Below are 22333 nucleotides of genomic sequence, written 5' to 3'. Positions count from 1 at the left end.
GTCGATTCTTTGTCTTAACGTCAGTTCAGTGCAACTAAAATCTATACTGTAAATCAGAATTTAGAAGCCAGAAGAAATAAATACAGTTGATAATGGAATAAAAACAACAGATAAACAAGAATTACTATAGCCAAGAAGCCGCTTTATCTTGGTACTCTAACTTTATGCTGATTTTTGAAATATTACCCTAAAGTTTACCCTTCTGAATTCTGACTTGTGGGTCAAAACCTTTAAATTCTCTATATCGAACTCGGTCTGTATTACTGAGATATTACTAAAGCTTGGAGCAAAGATCAAACATCAATTACAAATTATAGTAAACATGACCTGGAAAAAATTAAGATGATAGTGGGAAAAAGGGTCTAGATAGTCTTTCTTAAGATGCTTCTTAAAACCTTAATTGATATTCCAATCTGACTTCATGGGAATTGGGTACTCCATAGTTATAAGAAGAGCGAAGAGAAGAATCTTTGTTAAGTTGATAAACACCTTCTAAATCGGGAAAAAGATGTAAATAATCCAATCCGATTTTTCTTCCAAATTTAACTACCTTATCATCAACTTTATAAAAAGCTCTTCTGTACAGAGGTTCTATGACAAATGTATTAACTCCGAGGTCAAATAATTCTGATTGACTGCTATTTGCTAGATTTTCCGCAAAAGATAAGAATTCATTGCCTAATAAAGTAGTAATTTCTCCTTCACTGCGGTAGGGAATACTGGTCAGCTCCACCGTAGATAAGTTTAAAGGTTCATTTTCATTTTCTAAGGCGGCAATATTAAAGCATGTGGTGAGCCGATTCAATTCTTCTACTGTGTAATGGGCATTGGCATCAACCAAAGCAGTGTCAGTCGGACGAATCTCACAATCATTTTTGGGAGCCAAACTTGGTATGATCGCTGCGGTTTCGCCTGCCACAATCAAATTGACGGTAATCGAATTTCGATAATTCACCTGAGAAATGGGATCTCTAATTTCACTACTTCCCACATCAGCTACCCTGACATCTGCCTGATCGAATTCGTTGATCACCGTTCTGAATTGAATATCTAAATAGGGGTTTAAGATTCCTGCTTCGGGAGTAAAAACAACTGTGTTTTCTCGAGAGCGATTTAATAGAAATTCATTGCTCAAAAAGTTTACCCAGGCCTGCGCTATGGTAACAGTACCTTCTGGTTCAATGTTACTAGGATCGTCAACTGTCCCGTTGAGAACGATATCTCCATTAATATCAATTCTATATACTGGTCTTTGTCGAATAGTTAGATTTGACAAGCCAATTTGTAGAGCATCTAGTGTTGGGATGAAGAGCGGTTGAGTATCTTGGTTATTCCCAGTACTAGTGGGAGTAGTTGCGGCAGTATTTCTGCGGGTGAGGTTTTGAGCTACTTCTGTGGTGTCACTACTAGGAGTCGTGGGGGGAGCCGTTTCGATTTTGGGGACGTAAACTCTACCATCCTTAATTTGCAACTCCCCACCAATTAATGGTTGCAAGGCTGCCCCTGTAACGCTGATATTTCCTGCAACCCCGCCTTTATAGAGCTGCTCGATATGCATCTCGCCATCTCCGTCGGGTAGATCCACTGTGAGAGGGTTCTCCAGATTATTAACTGCTGTCAGGAGTGGTAAGGAACCATAAACGGTTAAATCTTTTTCGGCAAAAGTACCGGACAAACTTTCCACAGTTAATATTTGATTGTCTACTGTAACTTTACCCGTACCTTGGAAGGGTGCGGAGAAGAAGGGCGTTACTAAATCAACTTGGGAGTTATCTAAATTAACGATTCCTGTGGCATTAAGATCATATATGGGAATGTCTTTTGCCAAATCAAGACGAGCCTCAACTTTGAGATCCGCATCCCCCGCACCACCAATCCAATTTAAATAACCACTGCTGAGAATGCCTAACAGAGCAAAGGCTTCGGTCTCTAGTTGAACCTCTGCCGTCACGCGATCGCTGGTCTCGGGAATAATCGGATAAGGTACAGTCGCATCCACTTGAATGAAAGATGGTTCACTAGTATCAAATTGGAGTCTGGTACTGTCATAATCAAAGTTCCCCACAAATTTATTAGGCAAGGGATTACCGTTAAAGAAACCATCAAGAAAAGCGACTTCTCCGGTAATCTGGGGCTTGGTAGGAGTTCCGGTTAATTCACCGGTGACGTCAATTTCGCCAGCTACATCAACGGGAAGTTCGATAAATTTACCAATGGTCGCAAGAGTGAGATCTTCTACTTGAAACTTAATGTCTTCTTCCTCGGGAGAGAGCTTGCCTGATGCAGAGAAAATAGCATCTTCTAGTTGTAGTTTGGCGATTTCGAGATCAACAACTGTGCCCTGCAAATCACCGGCAATTAATATTTGAGGAATATTGACAATCGGGAGTTCTTCTCGAACTAATCCTTCTGATTCGGTAAAATTGTAAAACTGTTCTTGAGGTTGCCATTGCCAGTCAGCAGCTTCAATTTTGAAGTTCGCCTCCGGTTGCTCCAAGGTCCCCCCAAAACTGATCAAGCCGGTGAATCGTCCCTTGATATCTAACTCTGTAGGAATCCCACCTTTTTCCCTGGCTGTAGCAAGCTCCTGAATATTATTTTCTACTTGGCTTAATCTATTAAGTTGGATGGCAATCGATTCATTAACCGTCACAATGTCATTGCCGGGAGTAATCGTGGCTGGTTCGGCGTAATCGGAAATGTCAAATAGCGAAATCACGTCTGTAACAGTAAACCAGCGCAGACTAGTTAAAATATCCTCAATATAGGCTTCGGGGATTTCTAATTTGCCTGCGATCGCAGCTGTTTGTAGATTCAAGGAAGCATTTACATCATATTGACTTTTTCCCAACTCCAGAGAAGCAGTGGTCACCTCTGCCACATTACTCTTGGGATCATATTGGAAATCAGCGTTCAGCTGATCTGCTTGGATATAACCAACTCCTGGTTGGGCTACTTTTACTTGTCCGTTAGCGGCCAAAGTATAGAGATTAAGATCAATATTTCCAGTAGTGTTTCCGGTTAAGGAGCCCGTAATTCCCGCTGCTTGAGCTGGAGCGACGCTAAGTAAGGTTAGGGGAAAATTATTAATATCTAAAGAGAAGACATCCTGGTTTTTATTTCCAGTGACAATAATCGGTTCGTCAGTACCCTCCCCGACACGAAATTCTAAGTTAGTGGGCACATAGGGCAAGCGGCAATCACTTGTGGTGCAAGGAACAGCGGCAGCAGCGATGATATCTCTTTGTCCTTTGATGTTTAAGACGATTTCCGAGCCGGAACGGACATCAACTGGGCCTGACATTACAGGATCAAAGGCAACGTCATTGAAAGCAAAATTTAAAAGTTTTAAGTCCCCGATCAGCGAGACATTACCTGGTTCTATCGGAGCCGAAATTAAGTTTTTACCATTAAATGCTCCGTCAAATTCAGCTTGGCCTTGAATATTGACGCTATCTGCTACTAACTCATTGTCATTACTAGCTATAGCAACCAGTTCTTTAATGGGTAAGCGATTAAAGTCGATATTGGCGTTAACATCCAAGCTGGCATCTGCGACATCGGGATTAGTGAAAATATCAGAAAAATTTAAATTGCCAGTTGCCTGGAGATTTTGGGAGCCAGATTGGACATCAACACGATCAATAGCCAGGGGAATATTGACTTCATTATTAATTATCGGGCTGATATTGCCACTAATAGCCACCTGAGCATTGATATCATCTAGATCCAGAGAGGTGAGACTACGGCGCGAAACACTATTTAATAAGGCATTAGAACTAATTTGACTCGCATCAATATCAGCGCTAAATTGATTATTGGCTAATTGTGCGATCGCGTTAACGTTTCCTGATGCGACATCTAAATCTGCATCGACATCGGCTTGCCAACTACTGAGATTGGGATTTTCCTGGAAAGTTAGCAACTGTTGCAATTCACCAGAAAAATTGGTGGTACTCGATCGCAGTCTGGCATTAACAGGTAAAGCCGCTACAACTCGATTTAAATTAATCTCACTAGTATTAACCTTGCCGCTAACAATACCCGAATCTAACTGACTATCAACAGCAATAGGATTGCCATCAACAGCTAAATCTAGAGCAGCATCTAGTTGCCAACTATCGAGTTTCTTCTGATCCCCAAAGGTTAGTAGCTCCTCTAGTTGTCCCGAAACATTAATGATTCCCGTATCAAGATCCGCTGGGACGGGTAAAAGATCGACAAAAGGTTGTAAAGCAATATTATCTGTCGTGGTAACAGCCTCGATGACTCCCTCATTTAATTTGCTATTGACCGCAACCTGACCGCTATCGACATTCAAACGTAAATTGACAACTCCCGTGATTTTATTTGGCTCAAGCTCGTCGAGTTTGCCATTGAATCTGATATCTGCATTTTCTAATGCCACCGGTCGATTCAGATTGAGATTCGGGATTTCAAGCTGAGTTAAAAAAGGCGTGAGGGACAAAGAATTAGCAGCAATATCTGCTTGCCATTGTTGATTATTCAAATCTGCGATCGCTTTAACTTCGGCCGCTCCATCACCCACATTGACTTGAGTATTCTGTAACTGCAATTGATTATTTTCTAGCAGCAGCTCCCCTGAGCCTGAAACATTATTGGCAGCTATCGTCTTCCCTTCAGGGATCTGCCAATTTACCAGAGCATTCAGATCACTTATCGTGCCGGTCACTTTCCCCTGGGCGCTAAGATCTTCTACTGTTACCCCAGAAGGAAGTTCATAATAGATGCTAACTAAATCTTTGCTTGGCAAGTCAGCACTGAAATTAAACTCCAGCGGCATTTTACCGAGATCGATCTCTTTATTACCTGCTAGGGCTTCTGGGATTTGGATGAGAATTATCCCCTCAGCATCTATGGTGCCGCCGGCTACAGGAATGATTTGCAGATTATCTAAAACTACTTCTGCTAAGTCCGCTTTAAAATTGGCTTGAACTTTACGAAACTGGGTTTTATCCACATTGACGATGCGGGTATTATTGAAACGTCCAGTCAATAAAGGCTCCTGAATCTTGCCCCGTAGCTTGAGAGCTGCGGCCACTTCCCCCCCAATCGCTACAGGGATTTGTTTGGTGATCTCGGTAGGTAAACTAGAGAGGCGAAACGGTAGGACATTGACATCCAAGTCATAACCCTGCTCAAAATTTACTTTGCCCTCAACTTGCGCAACGATATCTCCGAAACTAGCTTGAGTTTTGCTAACCTGGGCGTTCTTCCCATCAAAATCCAACTGCGACTCGGCTTTAACTGTAGTGGATAAAGCTGTGACCTCCCCTGCCACATCATTAATACTGACAAGTCCTTGGATGTTTGCTGAAGTAATTTCTTCCAATGAGGGAATATCAACATCTAAATCGGTATTTAAAACTCCACTACCTAAAACAATAGGGGAATTGGGAATTAAAGTAGCAACATCTGTTAGGGCTAAATCTTTTACTAGTAGCTTGGTCTCAGTTTTACCGGTGTCTAAAAGAGTTTCACCTTGCACTGTCGCTTTCGCTTTTTCAATTGAGGCTTCAAGATCGTAAGCGACTAATTCTCCTGCGTTTTGGTTATATCTGGCCGTGCCATCTACTCCCACTTGAATTGGCGATTTCCCGTAGGGAACGAAAGTGATTTGAACATCTTCTAGATTGGCTCCTGCGTTTAATTTAACAGGGAGTTCTGTCTTTTCTTGATTGGGATTTGTTTCTAGAAAATCAAGATTGAGCCATTCTCCATCAGCTGCTTGTTCGAGATAAATTCTCGGTTGAATTAAGGTAATATCCGCAGGCAAGGTGCGACGAAAGATGATAGGGAAAATATTAAAATCAACCTTAACCCCTGCGAGGGTAATATTGTCAGGATCACTAGCTGTAGCGGGAATCCTAGTCTGACCAAATTCTATGCCGCCGAGGGAAAAACCCTTGACTTCCCCCAAATCTATGGGGCGTTTGATAATATTGCCAATCTGAGTTTCGAGGAATGGTGGTAACTGATTTTTGACTAAGTATTGAGCTCCTGCATAGCCCACAACCCCTCCTGTCGCGATCGCAGCAAGTCCGATAGTTACCTTTTTACGAGAAGGTTTTAAACTATGTAACAAACGCTTAACTAGATTGGGTTTTTCTGGTTCGGGATTGGGAGAGGGATTATTAATTGACTTAGTCATGCTCGAAAACTCATAGGTTAAAATCGCCTGGCAATCAGCTGTAAGCTGTATAAACTACCATTCATTTTATCTCTAAAATCTTTCGACGCTACCCAAAAATACCGGCTCGACTCTAATGGCCACAATCCCTGCAGGACGAACCACCATATATTCTCCCTGAATATTCTTAATCGGGACACTAATAAAATCTTGAGAATCAGACTTGGGAACAAGTTCGTTGCTGTACCATTTTTGAAAATCTTGTACAGTGGTAAATCTAACTTCCTCCTTATGTCCTCCAGACATAAAGATACTCACTGCGTACTCGTCAGGTTTTCTGGGCATAGCTACCACACAAATAAATCAATATGCAGTCCCATAGTTCCCAGAATGCTCATCAAAGTATCAATGGATGAGAGATTGATATGAACTCATAATTATTAGAATTAAATAATTATTCTGGAGAGTCCTGGCCTTTATTAGGGGAAGAATCATAAAGTGCGTCCAATTGTTGACGGGCATCATCAACAGAGACAGATTTCATGACAAGTAAAGGTTCATTGATTACTCTTCCCTGTTCATCTAATAACTCAGGATGAATATTTTGAGGCACAATTGTTCCTTTGGTTCCACTCCGATTTCCCCCTGAATTAGCTCGTCTATCGTTGGGATAAACTCTTTGAGTATCTGTGCTGAAAGAGATTAAACTGCGAACCAGGTTAGTAATTGCGAGAACCGCAATTATCGTAAAGGCAAGAATATACAGAAGATGCAGCATGATTATTTTCCTCTTAATGTCTTTATTCTATTTCGTAGATGAATTTTTTAAATTATATTTTTTTCTAATTAGGAGAGATAGTATCACTGTTCTTTGTCTGACGCCATCTTTTGGCTATCGACCAGCATTCAGCTACCACTTGATGCCATTCAAATAAGGTTTTTGAGCTGACTCCTGCCTGCTTGCCTGTTGCTTGAAACAGTATTTGGGCTGAATATACTTCTTGTTGATGATGTTTGATTTTTTTTAATAATTGAGCCTGTTCCGAATGAGATAAAAACGGCATTGTCTCAGATTCTAATAAAGAAACAGAACGGTTAAACCAAAACTGGATATCCTCCAAGAGCGGCTCTAAGAGAGCTTCTAGGAGTTCTTGATCTTGGGGTTGCTGGGAAGACATTTCAGGATAAAAAAGTTTGTTATTACAATATATATCTTAGCTTTTTTAACATTACTTAACAAAAGATAATATTTTTCTCATGATTCTCCCCTTTGCTCACTTATTGCTAGTCAAGTATTTCTGCCACGCAACGGGGGAGATTTCCGCTAAAATACAACGAGTTCACTTGCATAGCGAAACAGCAATATGCCCAGCGTAGATCAAGAACCATCAGTGGTAATTAAATTACCTCGTACTAGCGAATCCGAATCCCTGAAAAAAATCCGTCATACAACATCTCATGTCATGGCGATGGCAGTGCAGAAGCTGTTTCCCAAAGCGCAAGTAACTATTGGGCCTTGGACAGAGCAAGGCTTTTATTACGATTTTGATAGTCCTGAACCCTTTACCGATAAGGATTTAAAGCGGATTAGAAAAGAAATGATCAAAATCATGAATCGCAAATTACCGGTGATTCGTGAAGAAGTTAGCAGGGAAGAAGCAAAAAGTCGGATCGAAGAATTAGGCGAGCCTTATAAACTAGAAATCCTCGATCGCATTGAAGAACCGATTAGCTTATATCATTTAGGAGACCAATGGTGGGATTTATGTGCTGGCCCCCATGTTGAAACTACTGGTGAGCTTAACCCTAAAGCTTTTGCTCTAGAAAGCGTTGCTGGTGCCTATTGGCGTGGTGATGAAACTAAACAACAGTTGCAGCGCATCTACGGTACCGCCTGGGAAACTCCTGAACAGCTGGCCGAACATCAGCGTCGCAAAGCAGAAGCTCTCAAAAGAGATCACCGGAAACTCGGCAAGGAATTAGGCTTATTTATTTTTGCTGACCCCGTGGGACCTGGATTGCCATTATGGACTCCTAAAGGTACTATCTTGCGATCGCAACTAGAAGACTTCCTCAAACAAGAGCAGGTAAAACGCGGTTATCTTCCCGTGGTAACTCCCCATCTGGCCAGGATAGATTTATTTAAAATCTCAGGACATTGGCAGAATTATAAGGAAGATATGTTCCCCATGATGGCAGAGGACCAAGAAGCTGCCGAGGCCGAACAGGGTTTTGTGCTCAAACCAATGAATTGTCCCTTTCATATTCAAATTTATAAGAGTCAGTTGCGCTCCTATCGGGAGTTGCCAATACGTTTAGCCGAGTTCGGTACAGTTTATCGTTATGAACAATCCGGGGAATTAGGCGGTTTAACCAGAGTTAGAGGCTTTACTGTCGATGACTCTCATTTATTTGTCACCCCCGAACAATTGGATGGGGAATTTCTGAAAGTAGTAGATCTCATTCTCACTGTCTTTAAGAGCTTACAGCTGACAAACTTTAAGGCTCGTTTGAGTTTCCGCGATCCTGGTTCTGATAAATATATTGGTTCTGACGAACTTTGGGAAACTGCCCAAGGAGCAATCCGTCGTGCGGTACAAGCTCTGGATATGGATTATTTCGAGGCCGAAGGCGAAGCGGCTTTTTATGGCCCGAAACTAGATTTTATTTTTGAAGATGTTCTGGGGCGAGAATGGCAATTGGGAACAGTGCAGGTAGATTACAATTTACCGAATCGCTTTGAGCTCGAATATATTGGCGAAGATGGAGAGCGCAAACGCCCTGTAATGATCCACCGTGCGCCCTTTGGTTCTCTAGAGCGCTTGATTGGGATTTTAATCGAGGAATATGCCGGAGATTTTCCCCTTTGGTTAGCACCAATTCAAATGAGATTACTTCCCGTGAGTGATGCCCATCGGGATTTTGTTCAAGAGGTGGCGGGCAAATTGCAGGCTCTAGGGGTACGAGCCGAAGCTGATAATAGTCGGGAGCGACTTGGCAAAATGATCCGTAACGCGGAAAAACAAAAGATTCCGGTGATGGCGGTTGTTGGAGATAAAGAACTAGAAAGCAATAGTTTGAGTATCCGTACTCGTGCGACCGGGGAATTGGGAGCAATTCCTGTGGCTGAGGTTATGGAGAAGCTGACAAATGCGATCGCATCTCATAGTAATTTCTAGCTTGAGGAGATAGGCTCAATTTTTGAGCCTTGCACTCGCTTTTCAAGGACAAAAAGAAACACTTTAATTCAAAGTTGAGGCTTCATGTAATATTTCTTTACTATTTTCCCAGGGAAAACAAAAATAAAGGTAATTTTCGATAGCATGGTTAATGCCGATAAATTCAACATAATGATCATCAAGTGACTCAAACAAACTTAGATTTCTTGGTTCAAGCCGATCCTGAAATTGCTCAAGCGATCGCTTCAGAATTGCACCGTCAGCGAACCCATATCGAGTTAATTGCCAGCGAAAACTTTACCTCCCCTGCGGTTATGGCAGCTCAAGGTTCCGTATTGACCAATAAATACGCCGAAGGATTACCCAGCAAAAGATATTATGGCGGTTGCGAGTTCATTGATATTGCCGAGCAATTAGCCATCGATCGCGCCAAGAAAATATTTGGTGCAGAAGCCGCCAATGTCCAACCCCATTCCGGTGCTCAAGCTAACTTTGCCGTGTTCCTCACGTTGCTTCAACCAGGCGATACCATCATGGGCATGGATTTATCCCATGGGGGACATCTCACCCATGGTTCACCGGTAAATGTATCTGGAAAATGGTTTAATGTCGTTCAGTATGGCGTAAATAAAGAAACTGAACAGTTAGATTTTGACCAAATAAGAGAGCTAGCTCTTAAAGAAAAACCCAAATTAATCATTTGCGGCTATTCTGCCTATCCTCGGACAATTGACTTTGCCAAATTCAGAGCGATCGCAGACGAAGTAGGAGCTTACCTGCTAGCAGATATTGCCCATATTGCGGGCCTAGTTGCCACCGGACATCATCCTGATCCCATTCCCTATTGCGATGTCGTCACCACCACAACCCATAAAACCCTACGCGGACCCAGAGGTGGTCTAATTTTGACCCGTGATGCCGAATTGGGGAAAAAACTTAACAAAGCAGTTTTTCCTGGAACCCAAGGCGGCCCTTTAGAGCATGTGATTGCAGCTAAAGCAGTGGCTTTCGGCGAAGTACTTAAACCAGAATTTAAAGAATATTCTGCTCAGGTTATCGCTAACGCGCAAGCTATGGGTGAAGGCTTTAAAGAAAGAAACTTTAAGCTGGTTTCTAACGGCACAGATAATCATCTCATTCTTGTTGATCTGCGCTGTATTGAAATGACAGGCAAAGTAGCAGACAAATTAGTCAGCGGCATAAATATTACAGCAAACAAGAATACTGTACCCTTCGATCCTCAGTCTCCCTTTGTCACCAGCGGTCTACGCTTAGGATCACCGGCTATGACAACCAGAGGAATGGGGACGACAGAATTCAAAGAGATTGCTAACATTGTGGCAGATCGACTGTTAAATCCAGAAGATGAGGCAGTCAAGAGTGATTGTTTACAACGGGTAACCAAACTCTGCGATCGCTTTCCTTTATATCCTTACTTAGAAATTCCCCTGACAGCGGGAGTTTAAGAGGAGGAAAACGCCCACCCCATTCAATAAACCATAAACCGAGATGACCATACAACTCTATCATTTGATTGCATTTCTCATATCTGTGACCGTAGTTTTATGGACTATTCCCGATGTTAAAACCGTTGGTCTTAAGTTGGGAATAGTAGATCGACCCAATGCCAGAAAGATCCATCACAGCCCCGTCGTTCGTGTCGGTGGGGTTTCTATTTTTGGGGGAACGATGATTGCCCTCCTAATGGTCTGGCGCTTAGGTGGATTTGACACAGTTAGTGTGCCTGAGCAAGAAGTCCTGGGCGGTCTAATGCTCGGAAGTGTGGGCTTCTTTTGTATTGGCTTTGCTGATGATCTTTTGAGTCTTTCTTCTGGTTCAAGATTGTTGATGCAAATCGTGGTGGCAACTCTCACTTGGTTTATGGGATTACAAATTGATTTTCTGTCCATTCCCTTGATTGGGTTGATTCACCTCGGTTTATTTAGTTTGCCGATTTCTGTCATTTGGTTGGTGGGGATGGCCAATGCCATTAACTGGATTGATGGAGTGGATGGTCTGGCCGCAGGCGTTTCCGGTATTGCCGCAGTGGTGATGCTGATTGTGACTTTATTTATGGATCAGACTGCGGCTGCTTTAATCGCGGCTGCTTTAGCTGGTGCAGCTCTAGGTTTTTTGCGCTACAATTTCAACCCTGCTCAAATCTTTATGGGGGATGGAGGGGCTTATTTTATGGGCTTCACCCTAGCGGGGGTTGGCATAATTGGCTTGGTAAAAACAACTGCTATGACTGCTGTTTTATTGCCTTACCTAATTCTGGCTGTACCAATCATTGATATGTCAGCGGTAATTTTATCTCGTATTAGTAAGGGAAAATCCCCTTTTGTCGCGGATAAGAGCCATTTACATCATTGGTTATTGAAAGCTGGTATTTCCCAACGTCTGACGGTGTTATTTATTTATGCCTTAACCCTGTGGGTTGGCAGTTTGGCAATGGGCTTTTCTAATATGCCTAGTGGTTGGGGCTACGCGATCGCTGCTACTTTTCTCTTGGGTTATACAGGTTGGCAAGTCTACCAGAAGAAACAGTGATTTTTAAAAGGATGAAGGATATTAAAAGGATGAGAGATAAAGGATGAGGGATGAGGAAGAAAATAGTAACAAATAACTGATTGTTAGATATTGGTTGTATACTTCATGATTCACAATTAATAATTTATGTTTTTATGACCGCAGAGATTATTTGCATTGGTACAGAGTTATTACTCGGCGATATATTAAATACTAATTGTCATTATTTGGCTCAGGAGTTGGCTGCTTTAGGGATTCCTCATTATTATCAAACAGTGGTTGGGGATAATGTAGCGAGAATCCATCAAGTTCTAGACATTGCGATGAAGCGCTCTTCAATTTTGATCTTTACTGGCGGGTTGGGGCCGACTCCTGATGATTTGACAACAAAAGCGATCGCAGATTTTTTCCAGACTCCCTTAGAAGAAAGCCCTGAAGTGATTGATGATATAGCTCAAAAATTCGCCAAGATTGGACGCAAGATGGTAGCTAATAATCGCAAACAGGCGCTGATTCCTGTAGGTGCAAATATATTACCCAATCCCACAGGTACAGCTCCAGGAATGATCTGGCAAGTTCCTTCCAATTCCGAGCCGATCACTATTTTGACTTTCCCTGGCGTACCTTCAGAAATGCATCGGATGTGGCAAGATACGGCAATTCCTTTCTTGAAAAGTTTGGGCTGGGGCCAAGATATTATCTACAGTAAAATGCTGCGCTTTCGGGGCATTGGAGAATCAACATTAGCCGAAAAAGTTAACCATCTTTTCGATTTAACGAATCCCACCGTCGCTCCCTATGCATCTCAAGGGGAAGTGCGTCTTCGACTGTCGGCTAAAGCGACATCTGAGACAGAAGCGATCGCCCTGATTGAACCAATTGCCCAGGAAATCCAAGAAATTGCAGGGTTAGATTATTTTGGCGCTGATGATGAGAGTTTAACCTCTGTAGTGGGAAATTTATTACGCGATCGCCAGGAAACCCTGGCCGTTGCCGAATCCTGTACCGGCGGAGGTTTAGGCGCAATGTTAACAGAAAATCCTGGGAGTTCTGATTATTTTCTGGGGGGGGTTATTGCCTATGCCAATGAAGTCAAGCAGTCTCTGCTTCAGGTCAAGAGTGAAGACCTTGCTCAATTTGGCGCAGTTAGTCATCCTGTCGCGCAGCAAATGGCGATCGGCGTCAAGAAAGCCCTAGACACCAGTTGGGGCATCAGTATTACAGGCATTGCAGGGCCCGGAGGCGGCACAGCAGAGAAACCAGTAGGGTTAATTTATATTGGACTAGCAAACCCTGAAGGCACAGTAGATAGCGTTGAATATCGCTTAGGAGACACCAGAGGACGCACTCTCAACCGTCATTTAACCATTGGCAACGCCCTAGATCTCCTGCGCAGAAAAATCCTTAATAACTAAAGACATTAGGCCATTCTCCTCATCCCCCTCTTGGTCAGCGTTCCCTTGCGTCTTGCGCCGACGCGGGGTCTGACCGCTCATCCCTCATCCCTCATCCCTCATCCCTCACCGCTCATCCCTCATCCCTCATCCCTCATCCCTCATCCCTCATCCCTTATTCTAGGTTGTTTCTAGCCAATCATAAATGCGGTCTAATTCTTCTAAACTCACCAAGCCGTATTGCCATAAAATCATGGGAATCGGGCCTAGGTTTTGTTCGAGCGCCTTTTGTGCGATCGCCAAAGAATCCGCTGGCATTGCCAATTCTTCCTGTAAAAATTGAGTAAAGTTTTTATAAATAGAGTTTTTTAACATGACCAATTTCCTAAATCTTAAATTCTATAGACACTGACCAAATCAATCAGCGATCCCGCTTTCCACCTCAATAAAATAGAAAAACCTGTATATTCTCTACTATTATTTGAGTTAAACAAGGGCTTGCCAATGTCTTAAATCACATTTTGATAAAAAATTAATTGAATTCGATAGGTACAAATAACTAAAGAAATTGTTTAAACCTATCTACGATGAAAATTGACTTTTTATGTACTTTTGAAATATCTAACAACTCTAACAGAAAAATATATTAAGGGATCTTTTGCTTTGCTAAAATTTGTTGCGTAATTTATCATTTGCTACTTCATTTAAGTCTCACGGAGAACATATCCTACGCCCCTAACTGTCTGAATCAATCTTTTTTGATCGTTAGTTTCTATCTTAAGTCGCAGATAACGAATATAAACTTCGATGACATTGGATTCCCCTTGATAGTCATAGCCCCAAACATTGGCAATAATTTCTTCTCGAGAAAGAACCTGACCAGGATTCAACATAAAATACTTCAGCAATTCAAACTCTTTCATCGTGAGATCTATTTTTTGTTCTTTTCTGACTGCCTGACGAGTGGTCAAATCTAACATTAGTTCGCCAAAACGCAACTTCTCTTTAAGTTCAGAAACGGGTTTGAGATACAAATGAATAAGTGCCAATAAATTATCTTTATTGTAGGGTTTGAGCAGATAATCATCGGCAGAGGCTTCAAGACAAGCGACTCTTTCTGTTACGGTTCCTTGTTCGAGCAACATCAGAATGGGTATTCTACTACCCTGATTTCTCAACAGATGACAAAAACGAATTCCAGCTTCAGCAGACCAAATTTTATCGATAATTACCATCGCGATTTTCAGGCTGCTAAATCGCTTCCAAGTTAAGGCTAGGTTTTTTTCGACAATGGGAAAATATCCTGCTATGTGTAAATCGTGACTGGCATGTCGAGCAAACATTTCATCTGTAAGTAACAGAACACGCATGGGCTCGGAACTATTGAGAGACATGGGGAAAGGATGAGGGATAAGGGATAAGGGATAAGGGATAAGGGATGAGGAAGGGAAAAAATACATAGTACTAATTCTTAGGAGAAATGGGCAAAACAAAGAATAAATTCCTCATCCTTCATCCTTCATCCTTCATCCTTCATCTTTCATCCCTTACCTCAGGGTAGTTCGACAGAAGTTGGCTTAGCAATATGAGGCAATCCCCAACCCAATTTTTCTCTCAAAATACGGAAAAATTCGGGAGATTTCAAACGAATAAAACGAGCATTGAATTGGGATTTGGAAATATTTATTCGATCATCTGGCACAATATAACAACCCCCATTACCATCAACCACCATTACCATACGATTTTGGGTAGCAGGAAAGACATTGACAATTTCGGTATCGGAAAAAACTAAGGCCCGAGAAGCAAGAGAATGGGGGCAAATTGGGGCCAGTTGCAAAACAGGAACTTCAGGGGTCACCACAGGCCCACCGGAACTCAAGGAATAAGCAGTTGAGCCTGTGGGAGTAGAAATTATAATGCCATCGGCAGCAACATCTACAGGAGCATGTCTACCAATTTGAATTTCAAAATGACACATGCTAGTCAATGGTTCCCGATGCAGAACCATTTCATTTAAAGATAAAGCTTCCCATAACAAACTATCTTCACGAAATACTCTAACAGCTAGCATAGAGCGGTCTTCAATTTCATAATCTTCAGCTAGTAATTGTTCAATGGCCTGGGGGATTTGATTAATATAGGTTTCGGTGAGAAATCCCATATGTCCTGTGTTGATAGCAAGTAATGGGATATTCAGAGGAGCAATTTGGCGACAGGCAGAGAGGACAGTGCCATCTCCCCCCAAAACAAGGGTAAAAGCTATATCTTTGTCAAAATTAGGAGGGACTAAAGATTCTATGCTAGTGTGACAAACGGGACTTTCAGGACTGGCGTACTGCAAAATACCGCCTAAACCTGTGGCTTTGGCAACATTCCAACCGCAAGCAACTAGCATTTCTTCTATTTCCGCGGCAATTTGGCAAGCTGTTGGTTTAATATCGTTGTAAATAATGCCTGCTTTTGGCTTTGGCACGACTAATCTATCTATCCTTATTTTTAGTTTGTATCTTATCACCTGCTAAAAAACTAAACATAAATTGCTTATATTCAAGTTTGAGAGCAGATTAATTGCCTATTTTTATAAAAATATTTTTAAAATGAGTCAACAGCAAGTTATTGGTATTGATATTGGGGGCACGACCATTAGTTTAGGATGTTTTCGTGCAGATGGGAATTGTCTCGAATCAATTAATCTGGCAACGCCGCAACCTGCGACCCCGGAAGCGATTGTCAATGCGATCGCGAGTCCCATTCAAATATTCTCTGATAAATATTCTTGTTTGGCGATCGGGGTCGGCATGCCTGGTCCAACCGATGCCACAAATCGCATTGCTAGAGTGGGTATTAATTTACCTGATTGGACGGATATTCCCTTGGCCGAATGGCTAGAAAAGCGGACGAATTTGCCTGTGACCCTTGCTAATGATGCTAATTCTGCTGCGGTCGGAGAAGCTTGGTTGGGGGCAGGAAAAGATATTAAGAATTTTATTTTATTAACTCTGGGAACAGGCGTTGGCGGCGCAATTTTTCTTAACGGCAAACTATTTACTGGCAGTTATGGAGCCGCAGGCGAGTTGGGTTTAGTTACTCTCTATCCAGAAGGCTATCCTTGTAATAGTGGCAATCAAGGTTCTCTAGAGCAATATGCTTCGATTGGGGCAATTCGTCGGATGACAGGGCGAGAACCTCTTGAGTTGGGTCAATTAGCGGCCAAGGGCGATCGCGAATCTTTGGCTTTTTGGCAACAATACGGAAAAACTTTAGCCGCAGGAATTGCCAGTCTAGTTTATGTTCTAACCCCTGAAGCCATAATTTTAGGTGGCGGCATTAGTGCTAGCGCCGAATATTTTTTTCCGGCAACTTTAGCCGAGATAAATAGAAGAGTTCACCCTTCTTCCCGCCTAGGTCTCAAACTTTTAAAAGCAGAATTGGGTAATCAAGCAGGCATGATAGGAGCTGCGAAACTGGCTTGGAATTTGATTACTTCGAAGGCAGAAGGCAGAGGGCAGAGGGCAGAGGGCAGTAATCCTAGTCAATGCTCATCGGACGGGGGCTGACCGCTTTTACCTTAAGCCACAACCAACTTGATTCTTTCCGGGACGCATCGGGTTCACGTTAATTCAAAGTATAAGTGACTTCTTCAACTTCTCCCGGCTCGCCTAAGATTTGACCTTGGCCTTTGTTGTAAGTTACAACCACTCCTCCAGCATTACCAGCAACAATAGTAATTTTTTCTTTACCAGTCCAACTGCGATTTGTGCCTTTGAGCAAAATCCCTTCAAACTCTACTTCCTCATCTACTATCACTTTCAACCAACAACGTTCTTTGACATTTACATCCACAACCACCGAATCAAAAACTGTGGTATTCGATTGTGTGACTAGTTTAGAAGCAGAATTTTTCGACGGGGCATTAGAAATCGAGGTCGAAGTAGTTTGGGAAAGATCAGTTTCTGTAAATAAAATGGGGTTTTCTGTTCTACTAGGATTGTCTACCACTGTCGCAATTCCTTTGACAGCAATGCCGACAAGAAGCAGATAGAGTAAATAGAGATGTTGTGATCGCAATTGCCATTTAGGGAATTGCCATTTAGGAAGATATTTTTTGATGTTAAATTTCTTGCGGGCTTGAGCCGGAATAGTTGTTGGTTCTAGATCAACCACTGTATAGTCTGGAACAGCTGACATACCAAGAGCATTGGCATATTTTTTAATTAATGCTTTGGTATAAAAAGGTTCCGGCAGATCTTCCAAGTGACCCTGCTCGATCGCGACTAAGACCCGCTTAGTAATCTGAGTTTTGGTGACAATATCATCTAGTGAGATACCTTTCTCGGTACGCACGCTCAATAAATTCGCCCCAATCTCTTGTAACTTTTGACGTTGCAAAACCTGTGAATTTTCTGCCATGGCAAAAGCTTGATTTTTATGATTTTTTAAATGATTTTTTTGATGATCTTTCATGAACTGCGCTCCTCTTAGATGCAGCTAAATTATTATTTTTTTGGTTACGGTTGGTTTTTAAAAAATCAACCTCTGTTTTACTTAAATATCGATATTCCCCAGTTGGCAAATTACCTTTCTCAACACTTTTTAAAGTGACTGAGCCGATAGATACCCGATGCAAGCTAATGACAGGAAAACCTAATCTCTCAGCAATTAGTCTAATTTGTCGGTTTCTACCTTCAATCAGGACAATTTCTAATAAAGTCTTCTCTCGCTCTTTCTTGATCACAGTTATTTTTGCAGGCAGAGTTTTACGACCAAAAAGCGTCACTCCGTTGCGCCAGCGTTGCAAATCCTTATCCGTAGGAGAACCCTGTAAATAAACACGATAGGTTTTGGGTAAGTGATAGCGAGGATGAGTTAATTTGAGAGTTAAACTGCCATCATTGGTGAGAAGCAATGCACCAGTAGACTCAACATCCAGCCTGCCCACAGGATGAATTCCTTGCCCCTCCTTAAGTTTAGCAGGGAGTAAATCAAGTATGGTACTACGTTGTTGCGGATCGTAACAAGTCGAAACGACTCCCAAAGGTTTGTTAACCAAAAGGTATATTTTCTCTGGACGATCCTGCAATTGGATTTTTTTGTGATCAACTTCTAAATTATCCACTGCCAAATCTATTTTGTCTCCTAATTTGGCGATACGATCATTAACTTTGACCCTCCCGTCTCTAATCATTTGTTCTGCTTTCCGCCGTGAGGCAATACCCCATTGAGACAGGATTTTTTGTACTCTTTCTGCCACGAACGATTCTCCTGTTGATATCAGTAACCATCATTATTGCAAAACTACAATTTCTCAATAATCGCGAAGAATCATTTGCTAGAGTTCCCCAAAATTACATAAGAATAGCAACTGGGTGTCAGTCTTAGTAGGTCATAATCAATTAGGATCGGATTTCATCATATAAATGATTATTGATAAATTACTGGCTAGTGCCGTTAAAATATACTTGCGATCGCAGGTTGAGCAAGTTAAAAACTTAAAAGTCAAAATCAAAGCCAAAGATCGACAAATTCTGAGCGGGGAACTACCCCAGGTACTTATTGCGGCAAATGCTGCTGTTTATCAAGGTATCTATTTACGGCAACTAGAGGTCACGGGAAATAATATTCTGTTGAATCTTCCAGAAATTTTAGAGAGAAAACCCCTCAAGTTATTGGAGCCGATAATTGTCAATGTTCAAGCTTTGTTGACAGCCTCGGATTTACAATCTTCTCTAGCATCCGATTTGTTTTTGAGTGGTTTAGCTGATTTTTGGCGGGATTTGCGCTCACAACAAGTCACAGTTTCCCAGGGAAATTTGCCAGATGACTCTGCTATTACCTGGCAGCAAATTGCCTTGCAAGACAATGTGATAATCATGGCGGGAAATCTCGAAAACAAACAAGGAAAAGATATAGAGCTCAAAATCACTACAGATTTACATTTATCTGACCCGCAAACTTTAGTTTTTACGCCATTAGATATCCAAGGGATTCCCGAACTAAGCAGCGAAAAATTACAGCCATTGAAAATTGACTTGGGCGAGGGGGTCGCGATCGCAAACCTAGCCATCTCTCAGAATAAGTTATTCGCTTCAGCCGAAATCACCATATTTCCGTGATAGCTCTATTGCCAGAAATTTTTATGGTTCTTCACTTATGGAGACAAACTCTCTCAAGCCAAATAAAAAAACCTTCTGCCCTCTGCCCTCTGCCCTCTGCCTTCTGCCTTCGTCTAACGCTAACTCTGTGCATTCACGGAAACACCACAACCTTGCTATACTTACGACTAAAACAGATTTTATAAGAATAATCTCCTTATAGTATAACTTTTAGTATGCAGCCTACCGATTCTAGTAAATTTACAGAGCAAGCTTGGAATGCGATTGTTCAGTCTCAGGAAATAGCTAAACAATTTCAAAATCAGAATTTAGAAGTAGAACATCTCATTTTGGCTTTGCTAGAACAAGAAGGACTAGCCAATACTATCCTAGAGAAGTCTAATGTCGAAGTTGCGCGCCTCAAGAAGCAAATAGAAATATTCACCCATCGACAACCCAAAATTGGCGGCTCCCAACTATATCTTGGTCAGGGTTTAGACAAAATGCTCGATCGAGCAGAATCTTGTCGTAAAAGTTGGGAAGATAAATATATCTCTGTCGGCCATATTTTAGTAGCATTTTCAGAAGATGCGCGCATTGGCAAACGCACTTTGCGAACTTTGAATATTGAACCGCAAAATTTAGAAACAACAATTAAATCGATTCGCGGTACACAAAAAGTAACCGAACAAAACCAAGAAGAACAATATCAGTCCTTAGAGAAATACGGCAGAGATCTCACAGAGGCAGCTCGCTCCGGCATGTTAGACCCTGTAATTGGTAGAGATGAAGAAATCAGAAGGGTCATTCAGGTACTTTCCCGCCGTCAAAAGAATAATCCGGTATTGATTGGAGAGCCTGGTGTCGGTAAAACCGCGATCGCAGAAGGATTAGCCCAACGCATTGTTAATGGGGATGTTCCTGAATCCCTAAAAAACCGCCAGTTAATTTGTCTTGATATGGGCAGCCTGATCGCTGGGGCCAAATATCGAGGTGAATTTGAAGATCGCCTGCGCAATGTCCTTAAGGAAGTAACCGAGTCAGGCGGGCAAATTGTACTCTTCATCGACGAAGTTCATACTGTTGTCGGAGCAGGCTCTCGCGAAGGCGGTGCGATGGACGCCGGGAATCTCCTCAAACCAATGCTAGCTCGGGGAGAATTGCGTTGTATTGGGGCCACAACCCTAGATGAATATCGTAAACATATTGAAAAAGATCCTGCCTTAGAAAGACGTTTCCAGCAAGTTTACGTTAAGCAACCCACAGTGGAAGATACGATCTCAATTTTACGAGGACTCAAAGAACGTTACGAAGTACATCACGGAGTCAAAATTACCGATTCTGCCCTAGTCGCCGCGGCAACTCTCTCAGATCGTTATATTACCGAAAGATTTTTGCCAGATAAGGCGATCGACCTTGTAGATGAAGCTGCCGCAAAACTCAAAATGGAGATCACATCGAAACCCGTAGAACTAGAAGACATTGATCGCCGAGTCATGCAGTTGCAAATGGAAAAACTTTCTTTAGAAGGAGAAAGTCAGCGTCCTGGAATGCTGACGGTGGATCGCGCCTCCAAGGAACGGTTACAAAAAATTCAAGCCGAAATGGAGAAACTAAAAGGCAAACAACAGGAACTTTCTTCTCAATGGACATCGGAAAAAGAATTATTAGATGAAATCAACTCCCTAAAAGAAGAAGAAGAAAAGTTACGCCTCCAAGTAGAGCAAGCAGAAAGAGCTTATGATCTTGAAAAAGCAGCTCAGTTGAAATATGGAAAACTTGAAACCCTGCAAAGAAGTTTAGAAACCAAAGAAACTAAACTTATTGAACTCCAATCTCAAGATACTGCCCTCCTCAGAGAAGAAGTAACCGAAGCTGACATTGCTGAAATCGTCGCTAATTGGACCGGTGTACCCGTCAACCGTCTTTTAGAATCAGAAAAACAAAAATTACTTCAGTTAGAAGGCCATTTACACCATCGAGTGATTGGGCAAGAAGAAGCGGTCGCTGTAGTTTCCGCTGCGATTCGTCGTGCCAGAGCGGGCATGAAAGACCCGGGAAGACCAATCGGTTCATTTTTATTCATGGGGCCTACTGGGGTCGGCAAAACAGAATTAGCTAGAGCTCTCGCGGCCTTTTTATTTGATAGTGAAGAGGCAATGATTCGCATTGATATGTCCGAGTATATGGAGAAACATGCTGTTTCCCGTCTGGTGGGAGCCCCTCCTGGATATGTTGGTTACGAAGAGGGCGGTCAATTATCAGAAGCGGTACGCCGTCGTCCCTATTCGGTGGTATTGCTGGACGAAGTAGAAAAAGCTCACAAAGATGTGTTTAATATTTTGCTACAAGTTCTAGATGATGGCAGAATTACTGATTCTCAAGGACGAGTTGTCGATTTTCGCAACACAATTATTGTGATGACAAGTAATGTGGGCAGTGAGCATATCCTCAATATTTCGGGCGAGAATGACACCAAATATGAAGAAGTGGAAAAACGAGTGACCCAGGCTCTAAGAAAGCATTTCCGTCCTGAATTTGTAAACAGAATTGATGATCTGATTATTTTCCATTCCTTGAAACGAGAACAATTACGCGATATTGTCACCATTCAAATCAAGAGAATTGAGAATCTACTGGCAGAGCAGAAAATTGCGATTAAATTATCGGATTCAGCCTTAGATAGAATAGTGGAAGTTGGTTATGATCCTGCTTTCGGGGCTCGTCCTTTAAAAAGAGCTATTCAACGGGAGTTAGAAAATCCCATTGCGACGAAAATTCTCGATAATAGTTTTGCCGAAGGAGACGAAATTTTGGTTGACTGTATTGATAATAAGTTGGTTTTTGCTCAAGAAGCAGCCCAGAAAGAAAATAAACCTGCCATTGAAGTCAAGGAGGTGACGGTGATTTCTCCTTAATCCCCATGAGTCGTCATCACAAAAAAAGAATGAGGAGATAGCAAAACAGATCCCCCATTCTTAGTGA

General features: G+C 42.1%; 16 protein-coding genes. 7 read left to right on the top strand and 9 right to left on the bottom strand.

Going from position 1 to position 22333, the window contains the following annotated elements:
• Positions 1–388 precede the first annotated feature (388 nt).
• From XEN7305_RS23070 to XEN7305_RS23055, 4 genes are all read right to left on the bottom strand, one after another.
• Positions 389–6172: a translocation/assembly module TamB domain-containing protein gene (locus tag XEN7305_RS23070; protein WP_006511949.1), complete on the bottom strand. Its 5784-nt coding sequence runs from the start codon at positions 6170–6172 to the stop codon at positions 389–391.
• Positions 6173–6244: 72 nt separating this feature from the next.
• Positions 6245–6496: a hypothetical protein gene (locus tag XEN7305_RS23065; RefSeq protein ID WP_006511948.1), complete on the bottom strand. Its 252-nt coding sequence runs from the start codon at positions 6494–6496 to the stop codon at positions 6245–6247.
• Between the two features lie 109 nt (positions 6497–6605).
• Positions 6606–6929, bottom strand: a complete 324-nt coding sequence (locus XEN7305_RS23060; RefSeq protein WP_006511947.1) for a DUF2973 domain-containing protein — start codon at positions 6927–6929, stop codon at positions 6606–6608.
• 64 nt (positions 6930–6993) lie between these two features.
• Positions 6994–7329: a DUF2605 domain-containing protein gene (locus XEN7305_RS23055; RefSeq protein ID WP_006511946.1), complete on the bottom strand. Its 336-nt coding sequence runs from the start codon at positions 7327–7329 to the stop codon at positions 6994–6996.
• Between the two features lie 186 nt (positions 7330–7515).
• On the opposite strand from XEN7305_RS23055, the gene thrS reads away from it, so the two are divergent.
• The 4 genes from thrS (at position 7516) to XEN7305_RS23035 (ending at position 13274) form a co-directional block, all read left to right on the top strand.
• Complete coding sequence (thrS, locus tag XEN7305_RS23050) at positions 7516–9330, top strand: threonine--tRNA ligase (RefSeq protein WP_006511945.1); 1815 nt, start codon at positions 7516–7518, stop codon at positions 9328–9330.
• Positions 9331–9512: 182 nt separating this feature from the next.
• Positions 9513–10796 (top strand): serine hydroxymethyltransferase, encoded by a 1284-nt coding sequence (gene glyA, locus XEN7305_RS23045; RefSeq protein WP_006511944.1) that lies wholly within the window; start codon positions 9513–9515, stop codon positions 10794–10796.
• Positions 10797–10839: 43 nt separating this feature from the next.
• Positions 10840–11880 carry a glycosyltransferase family 4 protein gene (locus XEN7305_RS23040; protein ID WP_006511943.1) on the top strand — a complete coding sequence of 347 codons (1041 nt, stop codon included), beginning with the start codon at positions 10840–10842 and terminating at the stop codon, positions 11878–11880.
• A 134-nt stretch (positions 11881–12014) separates the two neighbouring features.
• A complete protein-coding gene (locus tag XEN7305_RS23035; RefSeq protein WP_006511942.1) occupies positions 12015–13274 on the top strand; it encodes a competence/damage-inducible protein A in 1260 nt (419 codons plus the stop codon).
• 159 nt (positions 13275–13433) lie between these two features.
• Here the strand turns inward: XEN7305_RS23035 and XEN7305_RS23030 are convergent, their stop codons facing one another.
• The 3 genes from XEN7305_RS23030 to XEN7305_RS23020 form a co-directional block, all read right to left on the bottom strand.
• Positions 13434–13628, bottom strand: a complete 195-nt coding sequence (locus XEN7305_RS23030) for a DUF2949 domain-containing protein (RefSeq protein WP_006511941.1) — start codon at positions 13626–13628, stop codon at positions 13434–13436.
• A 329-nt stretch (positions 13629–13957) separates the two neighbouring features.
• Complete coding sequence (gene nblR, locus XEN7305_RS23025) at positions 13958–14647, bottom strand: response regulator transcription factor NblR (RefSeq protein ID WP_040899292.1); 690 nt, start codon at positions 14645–14647, stop codon at positions 13958–13960.
• Positions 14648–14805: 158 nt separating this feature from the next.
• A complete protein-coding gene (locus tag XEN7305_RS23020; RefSeq protein ID WP_006511939.1) occupies positions 14806–15729 on the bottom strand; it encodes an NAD(+) kinase in 924 nt (307 codons plus the stop codon).
• Positions 15730–15853: 124 nt separating this feature from the next.
• Between XEN7305_RS23020 and XEN7305_RS23015 the strand changes: the two genes are divergently transcribed.
• Entirely contained in the window at positions 15854–16813 is a 960-nt protein-coding gene (locus XEN7305_RS23015; RefSeq protein ID WP_006511938.1) for an ROK family protein, read from the top strand.
• Positions 16814–16871: 58 nt separating this feature from the next.
• Here XEN7305_RS23015 and XEN7305_RS23010 read toward each other — a convergent pair whose 3' ends face one another.
• On the bottom strand, positions 16872–17720 hold the full coding sequence (locus tag XEN7305_RS23010; protein ID WP_006511937.1) for a RodZ domain-containing protein: 849 nt from the start codon (positions 17718–17720) through the stop codon (positions 16872–16874).
• Positions 17683–18507 carry a pseudouridine synthase gene (locus XEN7305_RS23005; protein ID WP_006511936.1) on the bottom strand — a complete coding sequence of 275 codons (825 nt, stop codon included), beginning with the start codon at positions 18505–18507 and terminating at the stop codon, positions 17683–17685. The genes XEN7305_RS23010 and XEN7305_RS23005 overlap by 38 nt, the downstream gene beginning before the upstream one ends.
• A gap of 166 nt (positions 18508–18673) precedes the next feature.
• Between XEN7305_RS23005 and XEN7305_RS23000 the strand changes: the two genes are divergently transcribed.
• Positions 18674–19369, top strand: coding sequence for a DUF2993 domain-containing protein (locus tag XEN7305_RS23000; protein ID WP_006511935.1), 696 nt, complete (start codon positions 18674–18676; stop codon positions 19367–19369).
• A 215-nt stretch (positions 19370–19584) separates the two neighbouring features.
• Entirely contained in the window at positions 19585–22266 is a 2682-nt protein-coding gene (clpB, locus tag XEN7305_RS22995) for an ATP-dependent chaperone ClpB (RefSeq protein WP_006511934.1), read from the top strand.
• Positions 22267–22333: the final 67 nt, after the last annotated feature.

The sequence above is a fragment of the Xenococcus sp. PCC 7305 genome (genome assembly GCF_000332055.1).
In the GTDB taxonomy this organism is placed as follows: domain Bacteria; phylum Cyanobacteriota; class Cyanobacteriia; order Cyanobacteriales; family Xenococcaceae; genus Xenococcus.
This window is presented reverse-complemented; position numbering and strand designations above follow the sequence as displayed.

Bases quoted from the DNA above. Each gene is read 5' to 3' on its own strand.
- XEN7305_RS23070 (WP_006511949.1), bottom strand. From the start codon at position 6,172: ATGACTAAGTCAATTAATAATCCCTCTCCCAATCCCGAACCAGAAAAA.
- XEN7305_RS23065 (WP_006511948.1), bottom strand. From the start codon at position 6,496: ATGCCCAGAAAACCTGACGAGTACGCAGTGAGTATCTTTATGTCTGGA.
- XEN7305_RS23060 (WP_006511947.1), bottom strand. From the start codon at position 6,929: ATGCTGCATCTTCTGTATATTCTTGCCTTTACGATAATTGCGGTTCTC.
- XEN7305_RS23055 (WP_006511946.1), bottom strand. From the start codon at position 7,329: ATGTCTTCCCAGCAACCCCAAGATCAAGAACTCCTAGAAGCTCTCTTA.
- thrS (WP_006511945.1), top strand. From the start codon at position 7,516: ATGCCCAGCGTAGATCAAGAACCATCAGTGGTAATTAAATTACCTCGT.
- XEN7305_RS23040 (WP_006511943.1), top strand. From the start codon at position 10,840: ATGACCATACAACTCTATCATTTGATTGCATTTCTCATATCTGTGACC.
- XEN7305_RS23035 (WP_006511942.1), top strand. From the start codon at position 12,015: ATGACCGCAGAGATTATTTGCATTGGTACAGAGTTATTACTCGGCGAT.
- XEN7305_RS23030 (WP_006511941.1), bottom strand. From the start codon at position 13,628: ATGTTAAAAAACTCTATTTATAAAAACTTTACTCAATTTTTACAGGAA.
- nblR (WP_040899292.1), bottom strand. From the start codon at position 14,647: ATGTCTCTCAATAGTTCCGAGCCCATGCGTGTTCTGTTACTTACAGAT.
- XEN7305_RS23015 (WP_006511938.1), top strand. From the start codon at position 15,854: ATGAGTCAACAGCAAGTTATTGGTATTGATATTGGGGGCACGACCATT.
- XEN7305_RS23010 (WP_006511937.1), bottom strand. From the start codon at position 17,720: ATGAAAGATCATCAAAAAAATCATTTAAAAAATCATAAAAATCAAGCT.
- XEN7305_RS23000 (WP_006511935.1), top strand. From the start codon at position 18,674: ATGATTATTGATAAATTACTGGCTAGTGCCGTTAAAATATACTTGCGA.
- clpB (WP_006511934.1), top strand. From the start codon at position 19,585: ATGCAGCCTACCGATTCTAGTAAATTTACAGAGCAAGCTTGGAATGCG.